The following is a 26,811-nucleotide window of genomic DNA, read 5'->3' on the forward strand; positions in this document are numbered from 1 at the left end:
CAGCACTACTAATAATAAATAAGGTGCCACACTGTAGGATACATACATGGATAATACACGTAGATTTTTTATAAAGGCAGTTGCATCTAGTACATTACTTGGAGGAGCGTTAGTTGGATGTAAATCAGCCCCCCTTGTCGATATGTTAAGCAGCCCTGTAAGAAGTGATGACTGGAAAATGGCAGATGCGATTAAATCATCCATTAAAGTCCCCTCGTTCCCAGATAAAACATTTAATATTATCGATTTTGGCGCTAACGGCGATAATAAAACTAACAATACTGTCGCAATTAATAATGCAATCAAATCCTGTAACGCCCAAGGAGGGGGACAGGTAATTATTCCTCAAGGTCAATTTATAACAGGCGCAATTCACCTACTTTCTAATGTTAATTTACATCTAGAGGAAGGCGCTATACTCAGTTTTAGTACAAGCCCTGAGGACTATCTTCCAGCTGTATTTACCCGCTGGGAAGGCCTGGAAATGATGGGTTACTCACCACTTATTTATGCTTTCGAACAAGAAAACATTGCTATAACAGGCAAAGGTATTCTTGAAGGTAATGCAAATAATACCACCTGGTGGCCATGGAAAGGTAAGCACAAAGAGGCTCACTGGGAGCTTTTAACTGACAATAATGGCCAGATAATTGAGCAAAAAACAGCTCGAGATAAGTTAATGCGAGATGCTGAGCAACATATCCCCGTTGAGCAGCGCATTTATGCTGATGGCGCTTATTTACGCCCTCCTTTTATACAACCTTATCGCTGTAATAATGTACTTATTGAAGGTATCACAATTAAAAACTCGCCATTTTGGCTAGTAAACCCTGTACTTTGTAATAGTGTTACGGTTTGCGATGTCACTTTTTCAAGCCATGGACCTAATTCTGATGGCTGCGACCCTGAAAGCTGTAATCACGTCCATATTAAAAATTGTGTATTTAATACCGGAGATGACTGCATTGCAATTAAATCAGGAAGAAACGCTGATGGACGCAGAGTAAATACAGCCTCACAAAATATTGTCATTGAAAACTGCCATATGAAAGAAGGTCATGGCGGCGTCGTAATAGGCAGTGAAATTTCTGGCGGTGTGAATAATGTTTTTGTACAAAATTGTACTATGGATAGCCCCCATTTAGAGCGTGCTATTAGAATCAAAACCAACTCAGTTCGAGGTGGTTTAATTGAACACATCCGTATTCGTAATATTGAAGTTGGTACCGTTAAAAATGCGATTGTAATTAACTTTTACTATGAAGAAGGCGATGCGGGACAATTTGATCCCATTGTCCGCGATATAAAAATAGACAACTTACATTGTAAAAATGTACTCAGTAAAGCTCTTTATCTTAATGGCTTTGCCCGTGATCCAATTAAAGATATTACGCTAACAAACAGCCACTTTGACCAAGTCGGTGATGAATCAATCGTTAACCATGTGACTAATTTTACCATTGATAATGTCACACTAAACAAACAACCAATGTCATTAGCTAAAATAACCCAGTAAAAGGTAGTAAATGAATGAGCAATAAACCGTTTTCCGCATTAATGGCATCACAACCTATTTTACCAATCATTCAAGCTAATGATGAACAACAAGGTATTGATATAGCAAACGCAATGTACGAATCAGGGATTCATCTTGTTGAAGTTGTATTAAGAACAGAGCAATCGATTAATGCCTTAAAAGCTATAAAACACGCAATACCAAACCTTATTGTTGGTGCAGGAACGGTGACGAGTACACATATTTTGGATAAGGCACTTAACGCAGGTGCTGATTATATTGTTACTCCTGCCGTCTCTTCTAAATTACTGGATGCGCTTTCTAGCTGTGAAGTACCATGCTTACCTGGTGTATCAAATACTTCTGACATATTACTTGCAACAGAGTTTGGTTTTAATGAACAAAAATTATTCCCCGCTTCTCTTGCTGGAGGCCAGCCTTTTTTAAAAGCAGTATCGAGCGTATTTAAAGATGTTCGCTTTTGTCCAACAGGTGGAATAAATCAAGATAATTATCAAGAATATCTAGCTCTGAGTAATGTTTTTGCCGTAGGCGGTACATGGGTAGCCAATCCTCAATGGGTGATAAATAAACAATGGCAACTTATTACACAGGCATGTTCACACGTACTCGAAGTTAAATAATTTAAGTTTATAAAATTTGCCACCGGTGGCTAAATAGGTAAAAGAAATGAATGCAGGAATTTCCATGACGAAGAATATTGAACAATTAAAATTACACCCGGACCGTCTTTTCTCAAGTGATCCAAGCGTTATTAAGATTGCACGCCAACTGTATGAAAAAATAAAGGATTTACCAATTATTAGCCCACATGGGCATACGGATCCAAGTTGGTTTAACGAAAATAAGAACTTTGGCAACGCAACTGAACTCTTTATTAAACCTGATCACTATGTATTTAGAATGCTGTACAGCCAAGGTATTGATCTTACCACGCTAGGGATCCCCGAGCATGGCCTTGAAGGCGATATGGAACGCTCGAGAAATGCGGATCCAAAAGAAGCGTGGCAAATTTTTGCTGACAATTATCACCTATTTGCTGGCACACCCAGTGGTTACTGGTTAGATGCGGTATTTAGTGATGTATTTAACTTTACAGAAAAACTTTGCTCTGTAAATGCACAAGACTACTATGAAAAAATAACGGCAGCCTTAGCAACAGAAGCATTTAAGCCACAAGCACTGATGGACAGATTCAACATTGAACTAATTGCAACAACTGAAGGTGCTTTGGATACACTCGCGCACCATAAAGCGATTACTGGTACATCGATGGAAAAACGTGTTATTACCTCGTTTAGACCAGATGATGTTGTTGATGCAAGCCGAGAAGACTTTATTGAAAATATAAAAAAACTAGGTGAACTAACCAACCAAAATACTGCTACATGGCAAGGTTATCTAAGTGCAATTCAAACTCGCCGTGATTATTTTAAACAAGAAGGCAGAGCAACAGCAACTGATCATGGTCACCCTAGTGCACTAACTGCTGATTTAAGTTTAAATGAATGTGAAGCCCTTTTTGAAAAATGCCGTACCGGTCAAGCAACAGAACAAGAACAAGAGCTTTTTCGCGCCCAAATGCTAACTGAACTGGCTGGAATGAGTATAAAAGATGGCCTAGTGATGCAAATTCATCCGGGGGCACACCGAAATCATAACTTACCAATATTCAATCAATTTGGCCGAGATAAAGGCGCAGATATACCAAGTCAAACCGAGTATGTTAATGCACTTAAACCGCTGTTAAGTAAATACGGAAATAACCCAAATCTAAAGATTATTCTTTTTACCCTTGATGAAACAACTTACAGTCGTGAACTTGCGCCGCTCGCAGGCCACTACCCTAGTTTAAAACTAGGCCCAGCATGGTGGTTCCATGATAGCCCCGCAGGTATGTTAAGATTTCGTCAGCAAGCAACTGAAACTGCTGGATTTTATAACACGGTGGGCTTTAATGATGATACGCGAGCATTTTTATCAATTCCTGCACGTCATGATGTAGCACGCAGAGTAGATTGCCGATATTTAGCCGAGTTGGTAACAAATCATCAAATTAATGAAGAAACAGCTCACACGTTAGCTTATCAATTAACCTATGGGTTAGTTAAAAAAGCATATAAATTAGATTAGCTTATTTAATTAACAGCCAAGTACTTTTTGCTTGGCTGTTATTATTGGGAGAAGATTATGACAATAAACGCCCCTTTAAAACAGTTTGCACTCACATCCGGTGCTATTATTTTTGCAAGTTTGTTTCTATCGGCTTGCCAGCAAAAAGAAAGCACTGCAGCATTACCAATACTTAAAAAAGCGCCCCCTTTAGCACAAATAGAAATCAGTAACCCCTCTGATTTTGCACGTACTGATGAGCCTATCTACGTGAGCTACTACGATTTAGGTCTCACATCAAAAGAAGCACTCAGCGTTTTCAGTGCTGATGTGGAACTTCCAAGTCAAGCAGTTGATATTGACTACGATGGCACTGTTGATGGACTTTACTTTGTTGTTGATTTAAATAACAGCACACCTGTCAGTATTACTATTGAAAATACACCTGTTAGTGTTAAACCTGTCGATAAAGTAAAACGAGTACAGGCAGATCTTGCCCATAAAGTTGCTGGGCAATGGCTCCCACATAGTCGCCCCCCTAAACACCAAATAAATACAGGTAAAAAAGAATACGTTGGAGGTCATTTTGAAAATGTTAAATCGCTTACACCGCCAGATTACTATACGGACCATTCAAATTGGATACGCTATGAAGGACCGGGTATTGAATCAGACAAAGTAGGCTATCGCTTTTATTTAGATTGGCGAAATGGCTTTGATATTTTCGGCAAATTAACACCAGAACCCGTGTTACACCAAATTGGTTTAGATGGATATGAATCTTATCATCACAAAGCACGTTGGGGGATGGATATCCTTAAAGTAGGAAGCTCTCTCGGTGCAGGCGGCTTTGGTGTAATGAATACAAAAAACCAGCTTGAGCACGTCGCTAATGTAAAAACACGGACAGCACGCATTGTCGAAAATGGCGATTTACGCGCGAGTGTACAGCTAGATTATAACGACTGGAAAAGCTCATATAATCAACAAAATCTTGTTGCTGATATTAGTATGCATGCAGGTTCACGCCTGGCAAATGTAGCACTAAAGCTAAGTAAAGATTTACCGAATATGGCTACAGGCATTGTTAAACATGAAAATACTGTGTTCATACAAGGTGATTTAAGCAACTTAAGTAACTATGGCTATAGCTATATTGCTAGTTGGGGTAAACAAAGCTTAGATAAATCACCACTTGGTATGGCTATTTTTTTCAAAAAAGGCGATCTAAAAAAAGTAACCGAAGATAAAAACAACTATCTCGCGATACTTGAGCCTAAAGGGGATAAATCTCAGCAACGTGTTAATTACTATTTTGCTTCAGTGTGGCAACTAGAAAGCGGCATAAATAGTAAAGATGCTTTTATTGATTATTTAAACAAGGAAGCCGAAAAATTAACACAAAAACCACGTTTACGAATTAAAACGCGTTTATCAGCAGCTCAATTCAAAGCACCACTTGATGCAAAAAGTGCTTTAAAGTGGACACAGGCATTAGCTGACACCGAGCTTTCTCATAAAGTACTTGGTTATCACTATATGGGCTGGGATGTAAACCGTAAACGCTTACCAAAATTTGAATACGATATCATTGGTATTCAGCCTTACGCATATAATCAGTTAGCTCTATTGACCGGAAAAAAACAGTACAGCGAAGTCATTGAAAAAGTAACCGCGAGCTTCATTTCTGATCAAGGTAAAATTTATGCGTATAAGAAAAGTAACTTCAATATTGATAACATCCCCCCCGGCCAAAACTTAATTAGCTTATATGAGCGTACTGGTGAGGCTAAATACCGTGTAGCTATTGAAACACTTAGAGAACAATTACACGATCAACCACGCACCTCTGCTGGTGCTTTTTGGCATAAAAATAAATACCAAGGTCAAGTATGGTTAGATGGTGTTTACATGGGTATGCCATTTTTAGCTCAGTACGCAAAAAAATTCGAGCTTGGTCATAAACAGCAAGAAACGCTTAATGAAGTAGTCAACGAATTTAAACTTACTCGCGAATTTTTACGCGACTCAAATACAGGGCTTTACTACCATGCATGGGATGAGCTAAAAGCACAAAGTTGGGCTGATAAAAACACTGGATTATCGCAAGAATTTTGGGCTCGCGGCATGGGCTGGTTAGCCATGGCTGTTGTTGATGTACTGGATTATATTCCGACAGAAAATATCGAGCAGCGTGATTTTTTAGTCACAATGATTGGTGAGATTGCCGTTAGCCTAAAAAGTGTTCAAGATCAAAACACCGGAACATGGTGGCAAATACTTAACAAACCTGCACAGCGCGGTAATTACCGCGAGTCGTCAGCCACAGCAATGTTTATTTACTTTTATGCCAAAGCAATCAATAAAGGCTACTTAGCTAAAGAATATACTGCTTTAGTAAAATCAGCTTATAAAGGTTTACTCAGTGAATTTACCCTTGTTCATAAAGATGGAACTGTTTCTATGCTAAATCAATGCTACGTAGCAGGGTTAGGTTTTGGCCGCGATGGAAGCTATGACTATTACATGAGCGAACCTATTAGCCGTAACGATCCCAAAGGTGTTGCACCATACATTTTGGCCGGTATCGAAATGGTTAAGCTACTAGATATAGATAACTCAGTAAAGTAAGTCATTCTTCAAAATAAGGTTGCGTTACTATGCATTTACCATTTAGTTCAGCTGTATTTTCAGTGCTTACCTGTATTTTTTGCTGTGTTTTTACTTTGAAAGCCGAGCCATTACCAAATGAAAATTTATGGTCTATCAGAATGGCTGAATCAGAGATGCAGCGCAACCCACAGGCGTATACCCTCGATTGGCGCAAAGCGCCACGTTGGGATTACACACACGGCCTTGAGCTACTCGCATTCTCTCGACTTTATCAAAATACAAAAGACAAACGCTACTTTGATTATATACTTACTCTGTTGATAGCTTAATTAATGAAGATGGCACCATTAAAAGCTATCAACAGAGTAAGTATAATATTGATATGCTCAACGCCGGTAAATTATTGTTTTTTATGTATGATGAGACTAAAAACAATAAATATCGCTTAGCAATCGATACTCTTTACAAGCAGCTAGAACATCATCCTCGTACTAAAGAAGGTGGGTTTTGGCATAAAAAGCGTTATACCTCCCAAATGTGGCTCGATGGGCTTTATATGGGTGCGCCCTTTTATGCACAATATATACGCCGCTATGGCAGCGAAACGCAATTCGACGATGTAATCAAACAGTTTGAATTAATAGAAAAATACCTTTATCGCAGTGATACTAAACTACCTGTACATGGGTGGGATGAATCTAAACAACAGGCATGGGCAAATCCTAAAACAGGACAATCGCCTAATCATTGGTCTCGTTCTATTGGTTGGTATGCCATGGCAATGGTTGACGTACTTGACCAACTCCCGAACAATTACAATAAAAAAATGTGGCTAAACACACGCTTTAAGGCGCTAATTGATGCCGCTCTTATTTACCAAGATAGTTCTGGCACCTGGTTTCAAGTAACTGATAAAGCAAGTATTAAAGGCAACTACCTAGAATCATCAGGCAGCGCTATGTTAACTTATGCTATGGCTCAAGGTGTTATGAACGACTACCTTCCTGCGGACTACTTGTTACATGCACAGCGAAGCTACAACGGTTTAATTAAACAATTTATTTTAGTCGATGCAACGAACCAACGTATTTCTTTTACTCAGACATGTGCCGTAGCAGGCCTTGGTGGTACACCCTATCGCGATGGTAGCTTTGGGTATTATATAAGTGAGGATATTCGAGCCAATGATCCTAAAGGCGTAGGGCCATTTATTTTAGCTAGCCTTGCTTTGATGCGTTAAGGCCTAATAATGCGACCAATAAATATAATAATACTGTTAAAATTTTTTGTATATTACTTCGTTACTTTTTCATTTTCATTTTCAGCCAAATCAATTGCCCCACCAGACGCGGCCTATGTAACAGATAATACTGGTATTAACCGCGTTAGTTTAAATACCGACGATTATACAAATCCTATATTACACGCCGATTATTCCGATCCTGATGTTGTTGCTGTCAATGGCCACTACTACATGACCGCGTCTAGCTTTAATTCAGCCCCAGGATTGCCAATACTTCATTCAACCGATTTAGTTAATTGGTCTTTAATTAATTACGCACTTACAGAACAGATCCCCGTAACGCATTACCAAAAAGTGCAACATGGTAATGGTGTTTGGGCACCAAATATACGTTATCACAATAACTTGTTTTGGATATTTTACCCAGATCCTGATTTTGGTATTTATGTTACCACGACAGCCAATCCAGCAAAAAAATGGAGCAAACCGCGCTTAATTTTATCAGGAAAAGGACTCATCGATCCAACACCTCTGTGGGATGATAACGGTAAAAGTTACTTATTACATGCTTGGGCAAAGAGTAGAGCAGGCTTTAATAATGTTTTAAGTTTGAGGGAAATGACAAGCGATGCATCATCGGTAAGCAGCCTATTTACTCATATCATTGATGGCAAAAATTTCCCTGGATATAGGACGATTGAAGGACCCAAATTTTATAAGCGTAATGGCTATTATTATATATTTGCCCCAGCAGGTGGCGTTGATTTAGGTTGGCAATCGGTGTTTCGTAGTAAAAATATAGCCGGTCCTTACCAAGCTAAAATAGTTATGAATCAAGGTAGTTCTATTATTAATGGCCCGCATCAGGGTGCTTGGATACATACTGACTTTGATGAAGATTGGTTTATCCACTTTCAGTCAAAAAAAGCGTATGGCCGTATCGTACATTTACAACCAATGCAGTGGAAAAATGATTGGCCTATCATCGGCAAAGACGAAGACGGTGATGAAATAGGTGAGCCTGTTTTACGCTATAAAAAACCAGTGCATAGCGATACAGTGACGATTAAATCACTTAAAGCAAGTGATGATTTTACTGCTGAACAACTGGCTCTACAATGGCAATGGAATGCAAATTCTGATGTACGTTGGTATTCGCTAACTAAAAAGCTTGGTGTTTTGCGCTTATATCAGCAGAAAAAAATAGCCGAAAGCAATGACAGCTTGTGGTTAACACCTTCTCTATTACTACAAAAATTACCCACAAATACCTTTACTCTAACCACTAAACTTACGTTACCTAAATTGCCATTAAAAGGCCAAGCAGGACTTGTTTTATTTGGTGAGAACTATGCATGGATCGGTATTACTTATGATAAAGAAACGCAAACTAATCAACTGGTTTACGCACAATGTATAAATGCACGTAAAGGCTGTAATGAACACTTAAAAGAACCTCAACCTTTCTCTGGTAATAATGTTGAGTTACGTATGACAATGCAACCCACTGGCGATGCTATTTTTAGTTATCGCACTAATAGCACAGATCCTTTTCGAATTATTGGTGAACATTTTAGTGCTACAAAAGGACGCTGGGTAGGAGCAAAAGTGGGTTTATTTCATGTTGCATCTAAGCCAAACGCAACGCAATTTATAGATGTTGATTATTTTCGTTTCACACCAATAGAGCAAAATTAAAAATGCGTAATAGCAACAGATTAATTTATTGTATTATACTCATTCTAGGTAGCTTTTTTATAATATCATCCGCATATGGAAAAGAGTACACGTTGCAAAATAGGTATAAAAAATTAATAAAGGATTACCCACAAATACAGTTACCCTCACAAACAATACCCCGCGAAATCTTGTCCTATCAGGATGTTGTTTATAAAAAAGTTACCGACCATGTATTAGCAATGTCTATTTATCGCCCCAAAAATTCAACCGCTTCCTTACCACTTGTTGTCATGATTCATGGTGGGGGCTGGCAATCAGGAACACCTGAACTATTAAAAACATTAGCATTTTCTATTGCAGCACAAGGGTTTGTGGTTGCAGTGCCTGCATATAGATTATCAACAGAGGCGCAATATCCTGCTGCAATTAATGATTTAGCCACTGCGCTGAATTGGCTTACAACTCATAAAGCACAATATAATATAGATACATCAAAACTAGCGCTAATTGGCAGCTCTGCAGGAGGGCAAATGGCGGCCTTACTGGCCTACAGTCAAGGGCAATTAAAAGAAACTAATAACCCACTTATAAAAGCTAACGTATTAATAAATATTGATGGATTGAGCGATTTTACAACACCTATAGCCCTACGCTATGAAAATGACCCAAGTAAAAAAATAACATCTGCGAGTGCTTGGCTCGGTTCGCGATATGAAGATAACCCCCAGCGTTGGCATAATGCGTCACCAATTAACTATATTAACGCAAGCTCACCCGCGACCTTATTTATCAATAGTAGTGCTAAGCGTTTTTATGCAGGCAGAGAAAAAGCCATCCAAAAGTTAAACTTTCTGGGTATAACCACTGAAGTTTATCAATTTAAGGATGCTCCTCATTGTTTTTGGCTATTCCAACCGTGGCAAACAGACACAATAAAAGCAATGACGTTATTTTTAAAAAAACAGCTATAACGGGTATTTTATACCAACCGGCTTATATATGGGGTCTATTTAACGATAAGAAAATTGCACTATAACTAGGGGCTGTTGATCTTTGTAGTATATATATTAATCAGCCCATATTGGTAGCCACATCATAGTGAATGCTAAAGCGAGCATGGAATGATAATTCCGCTCAAGCTTTTCATACCGTGTGGCTATCCCTCTATATTGTTTGATCCGACCAAAGGCATTCTCAACTAAGTGCCTATATTTGTACATGCACCAGTCAATATCTTCATTACCCACTAAACTGTTATCCTTGCGTGGAATAACGGGTGTAGCGCTATTGTCACGAATAAACTCTCTTAGTTTTTCACTATCGTAGCCTTTATCTGCGACAACAACATTACTCGTTGGGCAATTGGCTACAAGTGACTCTGCATGGACGATATCATGCGTATTTCCACAGGATAATTCATAATAAACAGGCAATCCTCCGCTATCTACTGCAAGATGAATTTTAGTCGAATTACCACCTCGACTCTTACCGATTGATTCATTGTCAGCGGTTCTTGCACCGCAACTATGCTGGTGAGCCCTGACAATACTGCCATCAATAAAGATCCAATCCATATCAGCATAGTGGGATAACACTCGAAATAATTCATTCAAAATATCTTTTTTGGACCATAAATTAAATCGTCTATAAATAGCACTCCACGAGCCGAAATAAGACGGTAAATCTCGCCAAGGAATACCGGTACGCATCCTATAGAGTATGCCTTCGAGCGTTTTTCTATGCTCAGGCTTATTATAAATTCGACCACTTAAGTGCATTACTTTTGATAAGACATTCCATGTCGCGTCTGTTAACATTAATCTTGGCATGAGGGTTCGGTGTAACGTTTTTTAGCGAATTCAATTATACCTTATCCTTATGCTGTTTGTTTTTTATACCGCAAAGATCAACACGCCCTAGGCAAAAAATTTTATATCTAATTGTTCTAAATAAAAAATTTTTAACAACATTATAGAGTGATTTAATTCATTAAATTGTTCAAGTATTTATGCCGTTTGGTATTATTCGCTACATTGCCCTGTTGACTCTCGCTTAACTAAAGTGGGCGTAACCGTTTTTTGAAGTGGTAACTTTTCTTTTTTTGCACGTGACTTATTTATTAACTTTTGTACTGCTAAACATGCCATATTATAAACAGGTTGACGAATCGTCGTTAACGAAGGAATAATGCGCGACGCTAAAATATTATCATCAAATCCTGCAACTGAAAGCTCATCGGGTACTTTGATATTTAAGTTACTTGCAACTCGTAATGCCGCTGCGGCCATTTCATCATTATTAGCTACAATAGCAGTTGGTCTATTAGGCGTGTCTAACAGTGTTTTTGCGCACATTAAGCCACTTTCGTAATTATTTTTCCCTTCCACAATACGACTGTCTGGTAGTTGCACATTGTAAACCTGTAACTCAGCCAAAAAACCAGCTAAACGCTCAGTAGATGAACGAAAATGTTGCGGCCCAGAAATAAAACCAATATCGGTATGACCAAGTTCAACTAAATGGCTTGCCATATCACGCATGGCTGCACGCTCATCCGAGACAACTATATTGTCTGCATCATCTAAATCAACAGAGGCAAGGCGTACATAAGGACATTGTGCTTCACGAAGAGCCGCCGCAAGTGCTTTATTTTCAGATACTGGTGGTAGGATAATCACGCCATCTAATTTTGAGCGTGAAATAAAACGTAAGCAATCATCAATAAAGTCCTCATGCTTTGACGACCCAGGGTGAACAACTAGCTCATAACCCAGTTCGGCGCACACACTTAAAGCACCGCGTTGTACTTGGTCAATATAAAGCGCATCAGGGTTATCATAAATTAGCCCTAATAAATAAGAACGACTAGATGCGAGTCCACGAGCCTGCTTATCTGGTGAAAAGCCTGTTTCTTTAATTATTTCCAGTACCCGCTCACGCGTTGCCTCACCTACTGCTGGTGAGCAGTTAATTACGCGAGAAACAGTACGTTTTGAAACACCTGAAAGCCGTGCTACATCATTGATCGTTACTGACATTATAAGTTCCTGAACAAGGGTAATCTTCAATTTTACCAGCTACTTGATGTCTGTAAAGAAACCATTGCAGTGATTAGTCTTTCAAGGCAAAAATGAACCCAAAAATAAATTATTTTGTAAGACAATAGTTATAACAGCGGTTGGCTTTTACGCAAAATAAATTCGACCAACCGCTTTTTGTATAGCATATTGTAGTAGATTCAGCGCTGTTAGCGTGAAAATTACGGCTTAAGACAAGTTTATTATCCCAAGTTCAGATTATGTTACTCAATAAGACCAAATAAGCGAGGTAAAAACTCACTCACAGCAGGTACGTATGTAACCAGCATTAAAACTAAAAACATAACGATATATAATGGGATCATTGGCTTAATAATTTTATGAAGAGACGTTTTAGCCACTGCACAACTTACAAAAAGTACACTTCCTACTGGTGGCGACACCAACCCTATGGATAAATTTAATACAATCATAATACCAAATTGTATAGGCGACATACCAAACTGTTCAGCCACAGGCAAAAATATTGGCGTAAAAATAAGCACCGCAGGAGTCATATCGATAAATGCTCCCACTAGAATTAAAATCAAGTTTATGAGTAATAATATAATAATTGGGTTATCACTGAGTGTTAAAAAGAAATCACTGACAATTTGCGGAATATGGGTAAACGATAGCAGCCAAGACATTGCAGAAGAAGCACCAATGATGAGCATTACAATCGCGGTTGTTTCACATGCTTTTAGTAATATTCCAGGTAACGCGGCTAAACTAATTTCCTTATAAACAATAACAGATAATATTAACGCATAAATTACCGCGATTGCCCCCGCTTCAGTTGCAGTAAATACCCCTCCAATAATACCGCCTATTACAATAAAAATAAGCAGTAAACTAGGAAAGGCAGCCAACACTTTTTCAATAACAATTTTCAACGGTAGGCGTGCTGTTACAGGGTATTTATTTTTAATAGAATACACCGCACAAACAGTCATTAATGCAAGTCCAACTAATATACCCGGAAGGTAGCCTGCTATAAATAATGCCGCAATTGAAACACCACCACTGGCGATTGCATAAATAATTAAAATATTACTGGGTGGAATTAGCATGCCCGTCGTGGATGCCGTCGCGGTGACAGCAGCCGCAAAGTTTTCACTGTAACCATGCTTTTTCATCTCTGGTACCATAAAACTACCAATCGCTGAGGTTGCAGCTACAGCAGAACCTGATATTGCACCAAATAGCATACACGACAAAACATTTACCAACGCTAAGCCACCAGGTAAAAACCCTATTAATGCCATCGCACATTCGATTAACCGCTTGGCGATCCCTCCTTGGCCCATGATAAGCCCAGAGAGAATAAAAAATGGAATAGCAAGTAAAGCAAAACTATCTAATCCACCAGCTAGCTGTTGGGCGATAGTCGTCGCCGCCGGCGTAAAATCCATATGCATTAATAAGGCGAGTAAAGTAGCTAAACCAATGCATATTGAAATAGGGACATTAATAAGTAGTAATGCAAAAAAAGTAACGACGAGAATTATTGCTGTAAAATCCATTACACCTCCTCCTTCTGTCTAGTAGCGGCTAATTGAAGTAAATTATCTAAGCAATTAATCGCAATAAGTACCCCGCTTAATGGCAACACTAAATAAACAAATCCCATATTAATGCCTAAAGCTGCTGATGTTTGCTTCAAATCAAAGCTTAATAGCATCAATAAAGCGCCCCCATAAATTAATAGACTGCTGGCTGTTATTAGCGCTATTAATTCTATCAAAATAGCGCATTTGTGCTTTAGTCTCGGTTTCATTTTTTCATAAAACAGATCAAGCCCTAAATGTGCACGTGTTCGATAAGCGTAGGCTGCACCTAATACGCCAATCCAAATAAGCAAAAAGCGCGCTAATTCTTCGGTATATGAACTTGGCGAACGCATTATAAATCTCGAAAAAACCTGCCAGCAAACCACCGCAACAATGGCAACCATAGCCATAATCAAAATACGCTCAATTAGGTGATTTAAAAGTGTGTTAAATTTACGCATCATCTCTCACTACATTGCTTTAATTTTTGTTATTACTTTTGCAACAGGAGTGTTGTCAAAAGACGCATGAAACTCAACGACTTGATCGCGAAATGCTTTTTTATCTGGATAGGTTACTTCAACACCCGCTTCAATTACTTTTGCAAGGGCGTCATCAGAAGCGGTTTGCCATAACGAACGCTGGTACTTTACTGAATCAGCCATTGCTTGGCTTAGCCATTGCTGCTGCTGGGTATTTAACGAATCCCACACACTTTGGCTGGCTATAATCACATCAGGTACAAACGTGTGTTCATCTAATGAATAATATTTTGCTATTTCATAATGGCGAGATAAGTAATAACTAGGTGGGTTATTCTCTGCACCATCAACAACACCTTGTTGCAGAGCTGCATAGAGTTCACCCCATGCAATAGGCGCAGCTGCACCACCAAGGGCTTGAACAGTGGCAACCGCAGTTGGACTATTCAGTACTCTTATTTTTTCACCCACTAAGTCATCAGGTGTGTTGATTGGTTTATTCGTTGTATAAAAACTACGGCTACCCGCATCGTAATAACCCAGCCCTTTAAGTTTTGCAGTTGCAACCTTATCGAGCAGATTTTGGCCTGTTTCGCTATTAAGTACTCGCCAAAAATGTTCACTATCTCTGAATAAGTAAGGGATACCAAATACTTTCATTTCAGGTACAAACCCTTCAAGAGGACTGGCTGATACTTTGGTTATAGCAAGGCTGCCTATTTGCAATAGTTCAATTAATTCTCGCTCAGAACCAAGTTGGCCACCTGGGTAAATTACTATCTCCATACTCCCCTTTGAATAGTAATCTAGCCGCGTTGCCATAAATTCCATCGCCTTGTGAACCACATGACGAGTATCAAGTGTATGCGCTAATGTTAAACGTATGGTTTTTTTATCATCGCTACAACTGGTGAGTAGCCCGATCGATAAAACCAAAAAAACGACATTGAGAAGATTCTTATGCATTATTATATTTCTTCTTATCAGTGTGTGTGAATAAGCGATTGTACGAACTACATTACCTCAGTTCATGAGGCTGATATTTATCCATATCATCATAATCTAGATTTTCGCCAGCCATCCCCCAGATAAAACTGTAGTTTTGAGTACCCGATCCAGAATGAATAGACCACGCAGGTGAAACAACGGCCTGTTCATTATGTATCCATAAATGGCGCGTTTCTGTGGGTTCTCCCATAAAATGGCACACAGCTTGTTGCTCTGGTATTTCAAAATAAAAATACACTTCATTACGTCGATCATGTTGATGAGCAGGCATTGTATTCCATACACTACCAGGCTTTAGCTCAGTCAAACCCATTTGTAATTGGCAAGTTTTTACAACTGTATTAATCAGCATTTGGTTTATATCACGCTCGTTAGACGTTTCTAAAGCGCCTAAATGCAAGACGTTTGCATCATTACGGGTAACTCGTTTATTTGGGTATTTATGGTGTGCTGGCGCCGAATTTAAATAAAACTTAGCTGGATTTGTGTTATCACAGCTTTTAAACGTCACATTTTTTGATTCTTTGCCTATATACAAAGCATCTTTGTAGTTAAGTTCAAACGTCTCATTGTCTGCAGTTACCGTACCTCGGCCGCCTACATTGATAATGCCCAATTCACGTCCATTCAAAAAATGAGCTGCTTTAAGGTTATCGACTGTCTCTAGCGTTAAAGCTCCTGCTGTTGGAACCGCACTACCTACCATAAAACGTTCGTAATGCGTGTACAGCCAATAAATTTTGTCTACTTGCATAAGCTTATCAACCAAAAACTCATCTCTGAGCTGCTGTGTATCGTAGCCTTTCACTTCATTTGGACCAACGGCGTAACGTGACTCAATTTCTGTACTCATAGTTTGCTACCTAAAATAAAGTTATCGTGCTAACCAGCCGCCATCAACAGCTAAAATATGACCATTAACATAATCGCTAGCAGCTGATGATAAAAAGATGGCGGTTCCAATTAAATCCTCAGCTTCACCCCAACGCCCTGCTGGTATACGTTTTTCGATCTCACTGTTTCGAGTAGGATCATCTTGTAAAGCTTGTGTGTTATCGGTTTTAAAGTAACCGGGAGCAATTGCATTTGTTTGAATATTATATTGCGCCCATTCATTCGCTAATGCTTTAGTTACGCCTGCAATAGCATGTTTACTTGCTGTGTAAGCAGGTACTGTCATGCCACCACTATATGAAAGCATTGACGCAATATTGATAATTTTCCCTTGCCCTTTTTTAATCATTGCAGGTGCAAGTGCCTGAGCAAGTAAAAAACTAGCATCAACATTTACTTTCATTACGTTTTGCCACTGCTCGTACGGATAATCTACGGCTGGACTTCGAAAAATAGTGCCACCTACATTAATTAAAATATCAACAGTCCCAGCATACTCTAATGCACGCTCCGCAAGCGAAACTACAGCATCTTCGCGGCTTAAATCAGCAGATAATTCAATCACTTGCCCTGATTCATTTTTAATCATCTGGCACGTGTTTTTGCAACCATTCTCTTGGCTACTGCTACATATAATATTTGCACCTGCTTGAGCTAAACCCAAGGCTATTTGCTGCCCTAATCCACGGCTGGCCCCAGTTACTAAGGCCGTCTTTCCCTTTAAATCGAATAAATGCATGCTCATTGCCAATTCCTATCGTTAATCTCTATATTTATATAATGTAAATAAAATAATTTGAGTTGTTAAAAGCCATTCTTCGCTACCGGTGGCAGTTTGTCAAATTTAATTTGCCACCGGTGGCATTTATAAGTAGTATGAAATCAACAACAGGCCAATCGATACTCAAAATGGGTTATATTATGCAAACATTGAATAGAAAAAACTTTAATAAAAACAAATACCCAACAAAAATAATGCAATTTGGTGAAGGTAACTTTTTACGCGCTTTTGTCGATTGGCAAATAGATAAATTAAACCAAACGAGTGATCTAAGTGCAGGCATTGCAATTATTCGCCCAATTGATTACGACACATTACCGCTGCTAAATACACAAGATGGTTTGTACACCACTATTATTCGTGGCTTAAATGAGCAAGGTGAAACCGTAAGTGAAGAGCGTATTATTGGTTGCGTTAATGAAGAGATCCCTATTTATAAAAACCTTGAGCGTTTTTTAGAGCTTGCTACAAATTCTGATTTGAAAATCATTTTTTCAAATACAACTGAAGCAGGCATAGAGTACATTGATTCAGACAAGCTAGAGGATAAACCTGCAAAAGCATTCCCAGCAAAGCTAACACAATGGTTATTTCATCGATTTAATCACTTTACTGGCTCAGCAGAAAGTGGCATGGTCATTATTCCGTGCGAACTTATTGATTACAATGGCGAAAAGCTCAAAGAAATCGTTTTAAAGTACGCAAAAAATTGGCAATTACCAGAAGAGTTTACCCAATGGTTAAATGTACATAACCATTTTTGCTCAAGCCTAGTTGACCGTATTGTGACAGGCTTTCCACGAGACGAACATCAACAACTGCAAGAGTCACTCGGTTATTTAGACAACTTTATGGTCACTGCCGAGTATTTTCACTTATTTGTTATTCAAGGACCAAAACATCTCGCTGAATTATTGTGTTTGAAAGACAGTGACGTAAATATAAAAATTGTCGACGATATTTCACCTTACAAACAACGTAAAGTGGCTATTTTAAATGGAGCACATACAGCGTTAGTGCCGCTGGCATATATGGCAAATATTGACTCGGTTGGTGATGCCCTTAGTACTCAATTATTTGAACGGTATTTAACTCAACTCATTGCAGATGAGATTATTCCGACCCTTGATTTACCCTCAGATGAGCTAAAGAAGTTTGCCAGCGATGTACTTAACCGCTTTAGAAACCCCTATATTTGCCATCTACTATTGTCTATTTCACTAAACAGTATGACTAAATTTAAGACACGCCTGCTACCTCAGCTATTTAAATATGTGGAATTAAACCAAAAGGTTCCTGAGTTAATTGCGATGGCAATGGCTGGACAAATTTTATTTTACCGTGGTTTACGTAATGATGAGCCTATAGCTCTCAGTGATAGCGAACAATGGTTAGCGTTTTTTAAAGACAACTGGCTGGAGTATGACCGCGGTAGCTTAAGTATTGATCAATTGGTTGAAAAGTTCCTAGCCTGTGATTGGCACTGGGAAACAAATTTAAATGATATTTCAGGCCTTAAACAAAGCATCGTAGGTTATCTACAGAGTATGTTGAACACCAGTGTAGCAGCCACCATTGAAAGTAAATTAGGTCAATAAAATGAAACCATTAATCAAATTACACCCAACCGATGATGTAGCAATTGCCATGCGCAATATTGGAGCAGGCGAAACATTACCGGTTGATGGCATCGACATTTTAGTAACTCAAGATGTAGACAAAGGTCATAAAGTAGCTTTGCGTGACATAGAAAAAGACGAGAAAGTTATAAAATATGGAGCTCCAATTGGCTTTGCTTTAGCTAATATACCAAAAGGTACGTGGGTTCATACACACTGTGTTAAAACCACCCTAAACGATGAACTTGAATATCAATACACCCCTGAGTTTATTGACCAAGCAGCAGCAACTCCATCACCCGATGTTAATATTTATCGTCGTAAAAATGGCGAAATTGGTATACGCAACGAGATTTGGCTTATCCCTACTGTTGGCTGTGTAAACGGTATGATTGCACAAATGAAAAAAGAGTTTATGCAACGAAACCCTGATCTTGGCATTGACGGAATTCATGTTTTTCCTCATCAATTTGGCTGCTCACAGCTCGGTGATGATTTAGAAACAACCCGTATTCTTTTACAAAACATGGTATTGCACCCTAATGCAGGCGGTGCGTTGGTTGTTGGCTTGGGGTGTGAAAACAACCAATTAAATGTGTTTAAAGAAGGGCTTGGGGATTTTGATGAAAACCGCGTTAAATTTTTAATCACACAACAAGCTGATGACGAAATTGAAGATGGTGTCGCTCTTCTCGAAGAAATTTATAGTCGAATAAAGCACGACAAACGCGAACCTGGAAAATTAAGTGAAGTTAAATTTGGTTTAGAGTGTGGTGGCAGTGATGGCCTATCGGGCATAACAGCTAACCCTATGCTAGGTGTGTTTTCAGATTATTTAATAGCCCAAGGCGGTACAACCGTGTTAACCGAAGTACCAGAAATGTTTGGTGCCGAAACGCTATTAATGTCGCGTTGTAAAGACGAAGCAACCTTTCATAAGTTAGTTGAAATGGTTAACAACTTTAAAGGTTATTACAAAGCACATAATCAACCCATCTACGAAAATCCGTCACCTGGAAATAAAAAAGGCGGAATAACCACATTGGAAGATAAATCACTAGGGTGTACACAAAAAGCTGGCAGCAGCAAAGTACAAGCCGTCTTACACTACGGTGAACGTTTGAGCGTACCCGGTTTAAACTTACTAGATGCACCTGGCAATGACCCAATTGCAACAAGTGCTTTAGGTGCTTCTGGTTGCCACATTGTACTATTTACCACTGGTCGTGGCACCCCTTATGGCGGCTTTGTTCCTACGCTTAAAATTGCCACTAATTCAGAGCTAGCCAAGAAAAAAACACGCTGGATAGACTTTGATGCTGGTGTGCTCATCAACGATGTAAGTATGGAGCAAGTGCATGGTGAGTTTGTTGACTTGCTTGTTGAGATAGTCAACGGAAAAGAAACCTGTAATGAAAAGAATGATATTCGTGAAGTCGCTATCTGGAAAAAAGGAGTCACGCTTTAAATGTCTATCAAAAAAATAGCAATTATTGGCGAGTGTATGGTTGAGCTATCGGGTCAATTATTTTCTTCTATGCAACAAAACTATGGCGGTGACACAATGAATACCGCTATTTATTTGAAAAAGCTCGCAGGTCAAAGTGTTGACGTAAATTATGTTACTTGCATGGGTGCCGACACATTGAGCACCGCGATGATAAAGCAGTGGCAAAAACATCAATTAAATACTGATTTTGTACTTATCGCACCTGATAAACAGGTTGGTTTGTATATGATTCAAAACGATGTTCAAGGAGAGCGCTCTTTTCAATATTGGCGAAGCGACTCAGCAGCAAAATATTTGGTAACACATCCTGATTTTAACCATATTGTCGCGCTTCTTAGTCATTTTGATGCTATTTATCTATCAGGGATATCACTCGCTATTTTATCAGTTAAAGATTGCAATACCCTGCTTGAAATTCTAACAAAGCTTGCTCATCAAGGTGTCGATATTATATATGACAGTAATCACCGCCCGGCTCTTTGGGCAAGTGATGAACACTGTAAAAAAACCAACAAAGTCATGTATGCGCTTGCTAATTTATCATTGCTCACTTTTGATGATGAAGTACAAATTTGGGCCGATAATAATATTACCGCGTGCCATTTTCGTTTGCACAAAGCCGGCGCTCAGCATGTGCTCATAAAAACAGGTGCTGATGGTTGTCAGTACAGTAATAAAAACACTTCAGAGCCCCGCTATTTTAAAACCAACAAAGTCGATAATGTTACTGATACAACAGCGGCTGGGGATTCATTTAACGCGGGGTTTCTAGCATACTGGCTACACGGTAATTCAATAGAGGACTGTGCCAAAGCTGGTAACTTATTAGCCGGACAGGTTATTCAACACCGAGGGGCGATTGTAGGTATTGATACTGATTCAATAAAAACGTCAATAATAGGTCGTTAATGATGAAGTTTACTTTTTTCGTTATTTGTCTATTGGTTAGTTGCAACATCCACTCAAAAACACCGGCCATTGGAAGTGAGCCCAGTACTATTTTGTATGTGGATAAGCATAACCCTAAATATTTCAGCTCTATTCAACAAGCTATTGATGCGAGTACTCACTTTAAACGCGTTATTATTTTAATCAGCGCTGGCGAATATAACGAAAAGCTATTTATAACTCGCAATAACTTAAGTTTAGTTGGTCAGTCGCAAAGTAATACGCGAATTACTTTTCCTGAGCTTAGAAATAACTGGCGAAAAAATCACGACAGTGATTGGGGGGCGGCGGTTGTAAATATTGACGGTAGCGATATAAATATCGTCAACTTACAAATCAATAATCACTACGGCCGAGAACACAATACTAACGAGCACCAGTTTGCGGTTCGTAGTTTTGAAAAGGCCACCCGCATCACCTTGCATCAATGTAACATTAGTTCCGACGGGGCCGATACTCTGAGTTTGTGGAATAAAAAAGATGGATTATATTACCATTCATATTGCTCATTTACTGGCGCAACCGATATGGTGTGTCCTCGTGGTACCGCGTTAATTGAGCATTCTAAATTCTTCAACATAAAGCAAAGTGCCACTCTTTGGCATGATGGCGAACTCAATGTAAATCAAAAGCTCGTTGTAAATGACAGTGAATTTGATGGTGTAAAAGGTTTTTGGTTAGGTTGACATCATTATGATGCACAGTTTTATTTAATTAATAACCAGTTCTCTAGCCACATGGCTGACAAACCAATATTCAAAAAAACCTACCCTGATAAAAGCCGTAATAAGGCAAACAAATTTGGCGCTAGGTATTTTTTTGCGAATAATCAAAACATTAATAGTTATTCATGGGCACGTAATAATTTTCAGCCCACTAACACTTATTTAGCCCAACAAACTGTCGAACAGTGGGTATTTGGTGATAAATGGCATCCAAATGCCGTACTTCATAATTTAGCACAACAAATAAATAAAACTGCTTTTGCTACTGATAGCTTTAGCTTATAAACATAACAATTTTAGGGTGCATACTTTGGATACAATCAATAAGAAAATTAAATATTTAAGTTTAAGTGTATTTGTTTTATTAGTGGGCGTATTCACCTCTCACGGGTATGCACTCGACTCAAATTTAGCCTTTAAAAATGCCGATGGATACGGGAAATACACGCAAGGGGGGCATGGCGGCAAAATCTATATTGTTAACTCACTGGAAGATAATCCTAAAAACCCAGCAAAGGGAACACTTAGACACGCCTTAAAGCGTAAATACAAGCGCACAGTGGTATTTAATATCTCCGGTGTTATTCATTTAAAAGAACCCATTATTGTAAAAAGTGGCTTTTTAACTATTGCAGGGCAAACCTCTCCTGGTGGCATTACCGTTGCGGGTGCGCCAGTTCAAGTTTCGGATGCTGATCATATCATTATTCGCTATATGCGTTTTCGCCTTGGTACATTTAAATTAGCTGAAGATTCGATGTCCGTGCGCAATAGCCGAGATATAATAATTGATCACTGCTCATTTAGCTGGTCAGTCGATGAAACTGCTAGCTTTTATAATAACCAACGATTCACGCTGCAAAATTCAATTGTAGCTGCGAGCCTTAATCATTCAATCCACCCTAAAGGACACCATGGCTATGGTGGAATTTGGGGGGGGAATAAAGCCAGTTTTATTAATAATGTCATCGCTCATCATAATAGCCGCACACCACGATTAAATGGTTCACGCTTAAAACCCCCTTACGATGAACAGTTTGAATTTGTTGAATTTTCCAACAATATCATTTTTAACTGGGGCAGCAATAATGTTTATGGTAGCGAGAATGGCCGCTTTAACTTAATAAACAACATTTACAAACCGGGACCCGCAAGTAAAGCAATACAACTTGTTGATTTATGGTACTCACCAAATATAACAAAGTCTCAAGCTTATATATCTGGTAACTATTTTGTGGGAGATGAGAAAATAACTGCCGATAACCGACTGGGTGTAAACTATCGCACTAGCAAAGATGCAAAACGTAAAAATATATCAATGGATGATAAACGACTCAGTCGAGTTAAGTTAGAGCCAATCAATGGTGCTGTAAATAGTGCGACAATAAATAGTACTCAAAAAACCTACAGCACACTTATAAAGGAAAAAAACGTAGGGGCTAATTTTAATGCCAATGGCATGTTTTTAGATAATATTGATACACAAGTGTTAAACCAAGTAGATGGTAGTACGCCTATTAATGGCAAAGGTTTAATAAACAGTGAACTAGAAATGATTAAAAGCTGGGAAGAATATGAACGACAATTTCTAGGATTCCCTGACATAATTGATAAAAATAAAGATGGTATAAATGATCGTTGGGCAGCTAAAAATCCAACTAACCAACATAATATAAACGCTTATATAAATTCGATTACGGAGTAATCATTTTTCACTTTTATTATATGAAGGCCGGCTGGTGAATAAAGTCATCCGGCCTTTGAATAGGTCAAACTTAGAGATGACAAATATATTCCTTCGCTAAGCGATTACCCTAGCGCTAACCAGATACCTACAGCAGCCATTAAGCTGCCAGCAATACGGTTCATCCATTTGATATTATCGCCACGGCTTAAAAATAAACGCAGGCTTTTACCGCCTGTTGCGTAAGCTAACATGCATACAAATTCGCTCACCATTATTACACTTAACAATACTAATAGCTGAGGAGCTACAGCATGCTCAACACTTATAAATGGCGGCAGTAGTGAAATCATAAACGCCCAGCCCTTAGGATTTGCAATTGCAGTTACAAAACCTTGGGTAAATAACGACTGCCTACTTACATCACTTGGCTTTGAGGTATCGACCGACATTTTTCCTTTGGCTCGCCACATGTTAACGCCAATATAAATTAAATACGCGCCGCCTACCCACTTTAAAATAGCGAACGCATCTGGGTAATTTAGCATTACGCTTGCAACGCCTAAAACCGCAGCTATAGCAACACTTGCGACACCTAATAGCTCGCCTATCATCATCCATAATGTCCGGCGCACGCCAATGCTCATACCCAAAGTCATACACATACCAGGGGTGATAGACACAAAAAAGAACGTAGGAATAAAAACCGCAAGTGCTGCTACATCAATCATTAATTTACTCTCATATTAAAAGCAAAAACGCGGCTATAAGTAGCCGCGCTGTTACTTACTCATGTTTATTACTATTTCCCAGCACTTACCATTGGTTCAGTAATGACCTCTACTGGCTTTGCTGTATCATTTAACAAATACTTATCTAACCACTGTTCTTGTTCCCACAATACATGCAATAAGCTTTTACGCGCACGGTAACCATGTGCTTCATAAGGGAGCATTACTAAGCGAGCATCTTTACCTAAACCTTTTAGGGCTGCGTACATGCGCTCACTTTGCATTGGGAAGGTTCCTGAATTAGGATCTTCTTGGCCGTGGATCATTAGCATTGGCTCGTTAATTTTTTCAGCATGGAAAAACGGCGACATATTAGCGTACACACTTTGTGCTTGCCAAAAATCACGCTCTTCTCCTTGAAAACCAAACGGCGTTAATGTGCGGTTATACGCGCCACTGCGGGCAATACCGGTTTTAAATAAATCGCTATGAGCCAATAAGTTAGCAACCATAAATGCACCATACGAGTGCCCTGCTATGGCAATTTTATCTTTATCGGCAATGCCTTTTTTAACCAATACATCAACAGCTGCTTGCGCACTTGATACTAACTGCTTTCTAAAGTTATCGTTTGGCTCGCTGCCATCAATACCCACTATTGGCATTTTAGGGTCGTCAAACACGGCAATCCCTTTGGCAAGGTAAGGCATTGGGCCCCAATAACCAATGTAGGTAAATGCATAAGGCGATTCGCGTACTTGCGATGCAACCGCTTTATCTTTGTATTCAAGTGGGTAAGCCCACATAAGTACCGGTAACGGGCCTTGTGCTTTGTCATACCCTGGTGGTAAATAAAGCGTACCAGAAAGCTCAACACCGTCGTCGCGCTTATAACGTAATTGCTCTTTAGTTACCCCTTTAAATGCAGGGTACGGATGCTCAAATGTCGTTAACTGCGTTAGCGTGTCGTTATCTAAATCGCGTATAAAAAAGTTAGGTTGCTCAGTTTTAGATTCACGAATAGTAATAAATCGCTCACCTTCGTCGTCAAGCAGTGCGCGTACGCGCTCGTAGTATGGCGCTTGTGATTGCCATAAACGCTTACTGCTATTTGTTTTAACATCGTACCTATCTAAAAACGGCACATTACCTTGCTCTGAAGCGCCATTACCGCGCAGGTAAATATAACGCCCGCCTACAATCTTAATAACGTTAACACCTAAATCGTTGCGCTCGTAAATTGCATTACCTGGATCTTTATACGCATCGTTATAACTACGCTCTGAAAATAAAACGCGGTTTCTGTCGGCATTTCGTGGTTGTACGATGTAAGTACGTACTTGGCGATCACTAAAGCGCCAATCTGTCAGCATTGCAATGTTCTCGTTGCTCCACTCCATTCCCGCGTAACGGCGCTCTACTTTGGCAAACAATTTAGGCTCGCGTTTAAATGGTGCACGTAAGCTGTAAAGATAATCGTGGTGCTCAACGTCGGTTTTCATGTCGCCGCCATCTTGCGCCTGCGCCCAAATAACTTCAGCGCCTTGATCGGCTCGCCATTCAAAATCACGGCGGCCAGTGCGAACACTGTCGTAACCTTGCGGAATATTATCGGCAAGAGGTTGCTTTGCAAGTTCGGCTAAAACATAACCGCGCATGCCCCATATTTGCCAAGTGCTTGCAAAACGGCTGTACGGTACTTGATACGAAAATGGCTGGCTAATACCTGCAACCAATATATTTGTCGAATCAGGTGATATCGAAAACGCTTTAAATAAAGAAGGACGTCCAATTGCTTGGGCATTACCATCAAGTGTTATGTAAGCCAGCTGACCTAAGCCATAAAATTTAAACTGCGCTTCATCAAATGGGCTTGTTAATAGATTTTGATAAGTGCGGGCGGGCGCTTTTTCGCCAGTGCTTTGTTGAATAACAGGCACTACATTTTGACTGTCGTTTTGCAAAGCAGGTTTACCAACATTTACCGCCAAGTTTGCCACTATGGCGCTACTGTCAGGTAACCATTCGTAGGGAGTTGCTGTTATTACTGAATTGAGTGCTGCACTTGAAAGCTCTTTTGCTTGTTTTGTTTCAACATTGTAAAGCCATAAATTTGCTTGGCTAGGTTGCTCAACTATAAACGCTAAATACTTGCTGTTAGACGACCACTGAGGAGAGCGAATAATACCGCGTGGTAAATTATTAATACTAATCACTGTACCAGTGCGAACATGTTTAAGTTCAACAGCGCTAAACTTAGCGCTCACACGAGAACGCGAAAAATTAGCTGGGTTCAATTTAATCCCTGCAAGCTTAAGCTCTTCTTTTGCAAGCTCATCAAGTGTTACCACTCGTTTGCGTTCAAATAATGCAAGCCACTGACCATCGCTCGACAAGTAACTAGTGGGGGCTAATTTAGCATCAACCAAAGCTGCAAGCTCTGGTGAGGGCATTTGATACCCTTGTTCTGCATAACTTGCTGGCAATAATGCAACACAACAAATAAAGGCAACTAACAGCCTAAAAGCGTTCATGTTTTTATCCTTTTGTTATTTTTTACTTTTATAAACGTATATAAACACGTTTTGCTTTGTTCATAAAGCATTAAGCTCGT

The 26,811-nt window shown here is 39.3% G+C and carries 23 protein-coding genes; 14 read left to right on the forward strand and 9 right to left on the reverse strand.

Going from position 1 to position 26,811, the window contains the following annotated elements; translation table 11 throughout:
• Positions 1-46 precede the first annotated feature (46 nt).
• From AC0VZ4_RS22650 to AC0VZ4_RS22685, 8 genes are all read left to right on the forward strand, one after another.
• Positions 47-1,516 carry a glycoside hydrolase family 28 protein gene (locus AC0VZ4_RS22650; RefSeq protein WP_475441691.1) on the forward strand — a complete coding sequence of 490 codons (1,470 nt, stop codon included), beginning with the start codon at positions 47-49 and terminating at the stop codon, positions 1,514-1,516.
• 14 nt (positions 1,517-1,530) lie between these two features.
• Positions 1,531-2,160 (forward strand): bifunctional 4-hydroxy-2-oxoglutarate aldolase/2-dehydro-3-deoxy-phosphogluconate aldolase, encoded by a 630-nt coding sequence (gene eda / locus AC0VZ4_RS22655; protein WP_475441692.1) that lies wholly within the window; start codon positions 1,531-1,533, stop codon positions 2,158-2,160.
• Between the two features lie 64 nt (positions 2,161-2,224).
• Entirely contained in the window at positions 2,225-3,670 is a 1,446-nt protein-coding gene (uxaC, locus tag AC0VZ4_RS22660; RefSeq protein ID WP_475441693.1) for a glucuronate isomerase, read from the forward strand.
• A gap of 57 nt (positions 3,671-3,727) precedes the next feature.
• Positions 3,728-6,280 carry a DUF4861 family protein gene (locus AC0VZ4_RS22665; protein WP_475441694.1) on the forward strand — a complete coding sequence of 851 codons (2,553 nt, stop codon included), beginning with the start codon at positions 3,728-3,730 and terminating at the stop codon, positions 6,278-6,280.
• A gap of 29 nt (positions 6,281-6,309) precedes the next feature.
• Positions 6,310-6,591, forward strand: a complete 282-nt coding sequence (locus AC0VZ4_RS22670; protein WP_475441695.1) for a glycoside hydrolase family 88 protein — start codon at positions 6,310-6,312, stop codon at positions 6,589-6,591.
• 47 nt (positions 6,592-6,638) lie between these two features.
• Positions 6,639-7,502, forward strand: a complete 864-nt coding sequence (locus tag AC0VZ4_RS22675; RefSeq protein WP_475442223.1) for a glycoside hydrolase family 88/105 protein — start codon at positions 6,639-6,641, stop codon at positions 7,500-7,502.
• 9 nt (positions 7,503-7,511) lie between these two features.
• Positions 7,512-9,203, forward strand: a complete 1,692-nt coding sequence (locus tag AC0VZ4_RS22680) for a glycoside hydrolase family 43 protein (RefSeq protein WP_475441696.1) — start codon at positions 7,512-7,514, stop codon at positions 9,201-9,203.
• A 170-nt stretch (positions 9,204-9,373) separates the two neighbouring features.
• Entirely contained in the window at positions 9,374-10,156 is a 783-nt protein-coding gene (locus AC0VZ4_RS22685) for an alpha/beta hydrolase fold domain-containing protein (protein WP_475441697.1), read from the forward strand.
• A gap of 96 nt (positions 10,157-10,252) precedes the next feature.
• Here AC0VZ4_RS22685 and AC0VZ4_RS22690 read toward each other — a convergent pair whose 3' ends face one another.
• The 7 genes from AC0VZ4_RS22690 to kduD all read right to left on the reverse strand — a co-directional run bounded on the left by AC0VZ4_RS22690 (position 10,253) and on the right by kduD (position 16,944).
• Positions 10,253-11,014 carry an IS5 family transposase gene (locus AC0VZ4_RS22690; protein ID WP_475439680.1) on the reverse strand — a complete coding sequence of 254 codons (762 nt, stop codon included), beginning with the start codon at positions 11,012-11,014 and terminating at the stop codon, positions 10,253-10,255.
• Between the two features lie 192 nt (positions 11,015-11,206).
• Positions 11,207-12,223 carry a LacI family DNA-binding transcriptional regulator gene (locus AC0VZ4_RS22695; protein ID WP_475441698.1) on the reverse strand — a complete coding sequence of 339 codons (1,017 nt, stop codon included), beginning with the start codon at positions 12,221-12,223 and terminating at the stop codon, positions 11,207-11,209.
• Between the two features lie 263 nt (positions 12,224-12,486).
• Entirely contained in the window at positions 12,487-13,788 is a 1,302-nt protein-coding gene (locus AC0VZ4_RS22700; protein ID WP_007377231.1) for a TRAP transporter large permease, read from the reverse strand.
• Positions 13,788-14,279, reverse strand: a complete 492-nt coding sequence (locus AC0VZ4_RS22705) for a TRAP transporter small permease (RefSeq protein ID WP_475441700.1) — start codon at positions 14,277-14,279, stop codon at positions 13,788-13,790. Before AC0VZ4_RS22705 ends, AC0VZ4_RS22700 begins: the two co-directional genes overlap by 1 nt.
• A gap of 6 nt (positions 14,280-14,285) precedes the next feature.
• Entirely contained in the window at positions 14,286-15,263 is a 978-nt protein-coding gene (locus tag AC0VZ4_RS22710; protein ID WP_096794403.1) for a TRAP transporter substrate-binding protein, read from the reverse strand.
• 52 nt (positions 15,264-15,315) lie between these two features.
• Positions 15,316-16,158: a 5-dehydro-4-deoxy-D-glucuronate isomerase gene (gene kduI, locus AC0VZ4_RS22715; protein ID WP_007377228.1), complete on the reverse strand. Its 843-nt coding sequence runs from the start codon at positions 16,156-16,158 to the stop codon at positions 15,316-15,318.
• A 21-nt stretch (positions 16,159-16,179) separates the two neighbouring features.
• Positions 16,180-16,944 carry a 2-dehydro-3-deoxy-D-gluconate 5-dehydrogenase KduD gene (kduD, locus tag AC0VZ4_RS22720; RefSeq protein WP_475441701.1) on the reverse strand — a complete coding sequence of 255 codons (765 nt, stop codon included), beginning with the start codon at positions 16,942-16,944 and terminating at the stop codon, positions 16,180-16,182.
• A gap of 176 nt (positions 16,945-17,120) precedes the next feature.
• Here kduD and AC0VZ4_RS22725 point away from each other — a divergent pair, with 176 nt between their 5' ends.
• From AC0VZ4_RS22725 to AC0VZ4_RS22750, 6 genes are all read left to right on the forward strand, one after another.
• Positions 17,121-18,578: a tagaturonate reductase gene (locus tag AC0VZ4_RS22725; RefSeq protein WP_475442224.1), complete on the forward strand. Its 1,458-nt coding sequence runs from the start codon at positions 17,121-17,123 to the stop codon at positions 18,576-18,578.
• Between the two features lies 1 nt (position 18,579).
• Complete coding sequence (locus AC0VZ4_RS22730; RefSeq protein ID WP_008134477.1) at positions 18,580-20,067, forward strand: UxaA family hydrolase; 1,488 nt, start codon at positions 18,580-18,582, stop codon at positions 20,065-20,067.
• The gene (locus AC0VZ4_RS22735) at positions 20,068-21,018 is read left to right on the forward strand and encodes a sugar kinase (protein WP_096794401.1); all 951 of its coding nucleotides are present in this window, start codon (positions 20,068-20,070) and stop codon (positions 21,016-21,018) included.
• Between the two features lie 98 nt (positions 21,019-21,116).
• The gene (locus tag AC0VZ4_RS22740) at positions 21,117-21,743 is read left to right on the forward strand and encodes a pectinesterase family protein (protein ID WP_475441702.1); all 627 of its coding nucleotides are present in this window, start codon (positions 21,117-21,119) and stop codon (positions 21,741-21,743) included.
• 51 nt (positions 21,744-21,794) lie between these two features.
• The gene (locus tag AC0VZ4_RS22745) at positions 21,795-22,067 is read left to right on the forward strand and encodes a hypothetical protein (RefSeq protein ID WP_475441703.1); all 273 of its coding nucleotides are present in this window, start codon (positions 21,795-21,797) and stop codon (positions 22,065-22,067) included.
• Between the two features lie 16 nt (positions 22,068-22,083).
• Complete coding sequence (locus tag AC0VZ4_RS22750) at positions 22,084-23,487, forward strand: pectate lyase family protein (protein WP_475441704.1); 1,404 nt, start codon at positions 22,084-22,086, stop codon at positions 23,485-23,487.
• Between the two features lie 104 nt (positions 23,488-23,591).
• On the opposite strand, the gene AC0VZ4_RS22755 is transcribed toward AC0VZ4_RS22750, so the two are convergent.
• Together AC0VZ4_RS22755 and AC0VZ4_RS22760 are read right to left on the reverse strand one after the other, a co-directional pair.
• Positions 23,592-24,197, reverse strand: coding sequence for a LysE family translocator (locus AC0VZ4_RS22755; RefSeq protein ID WP_475441705.1), 606 nt, complete (start codon positions 24,195-24,197; stop codon positions 23,592-23,594).
• Positions 24,198-24,268: 71 nt separating this feature from the next.
• Positions 24,269-26,731 (reverse strand): S9 family peptidase, encoded by a 2,463-nt coding sequence (locus AC0VZ4_RS22760; RefSeq protein ID WP_475441706.1) that lies wholly within the window; start codon positions 26,729-26,731, stop codon positions 24,269-24,271.
• Positions 26,732-26,811: the final 80 nt, after the last annotated feature.

This window comes from Pseudoalteromonas sp. QJM3NY_22 (assembly GCF_056173065.1).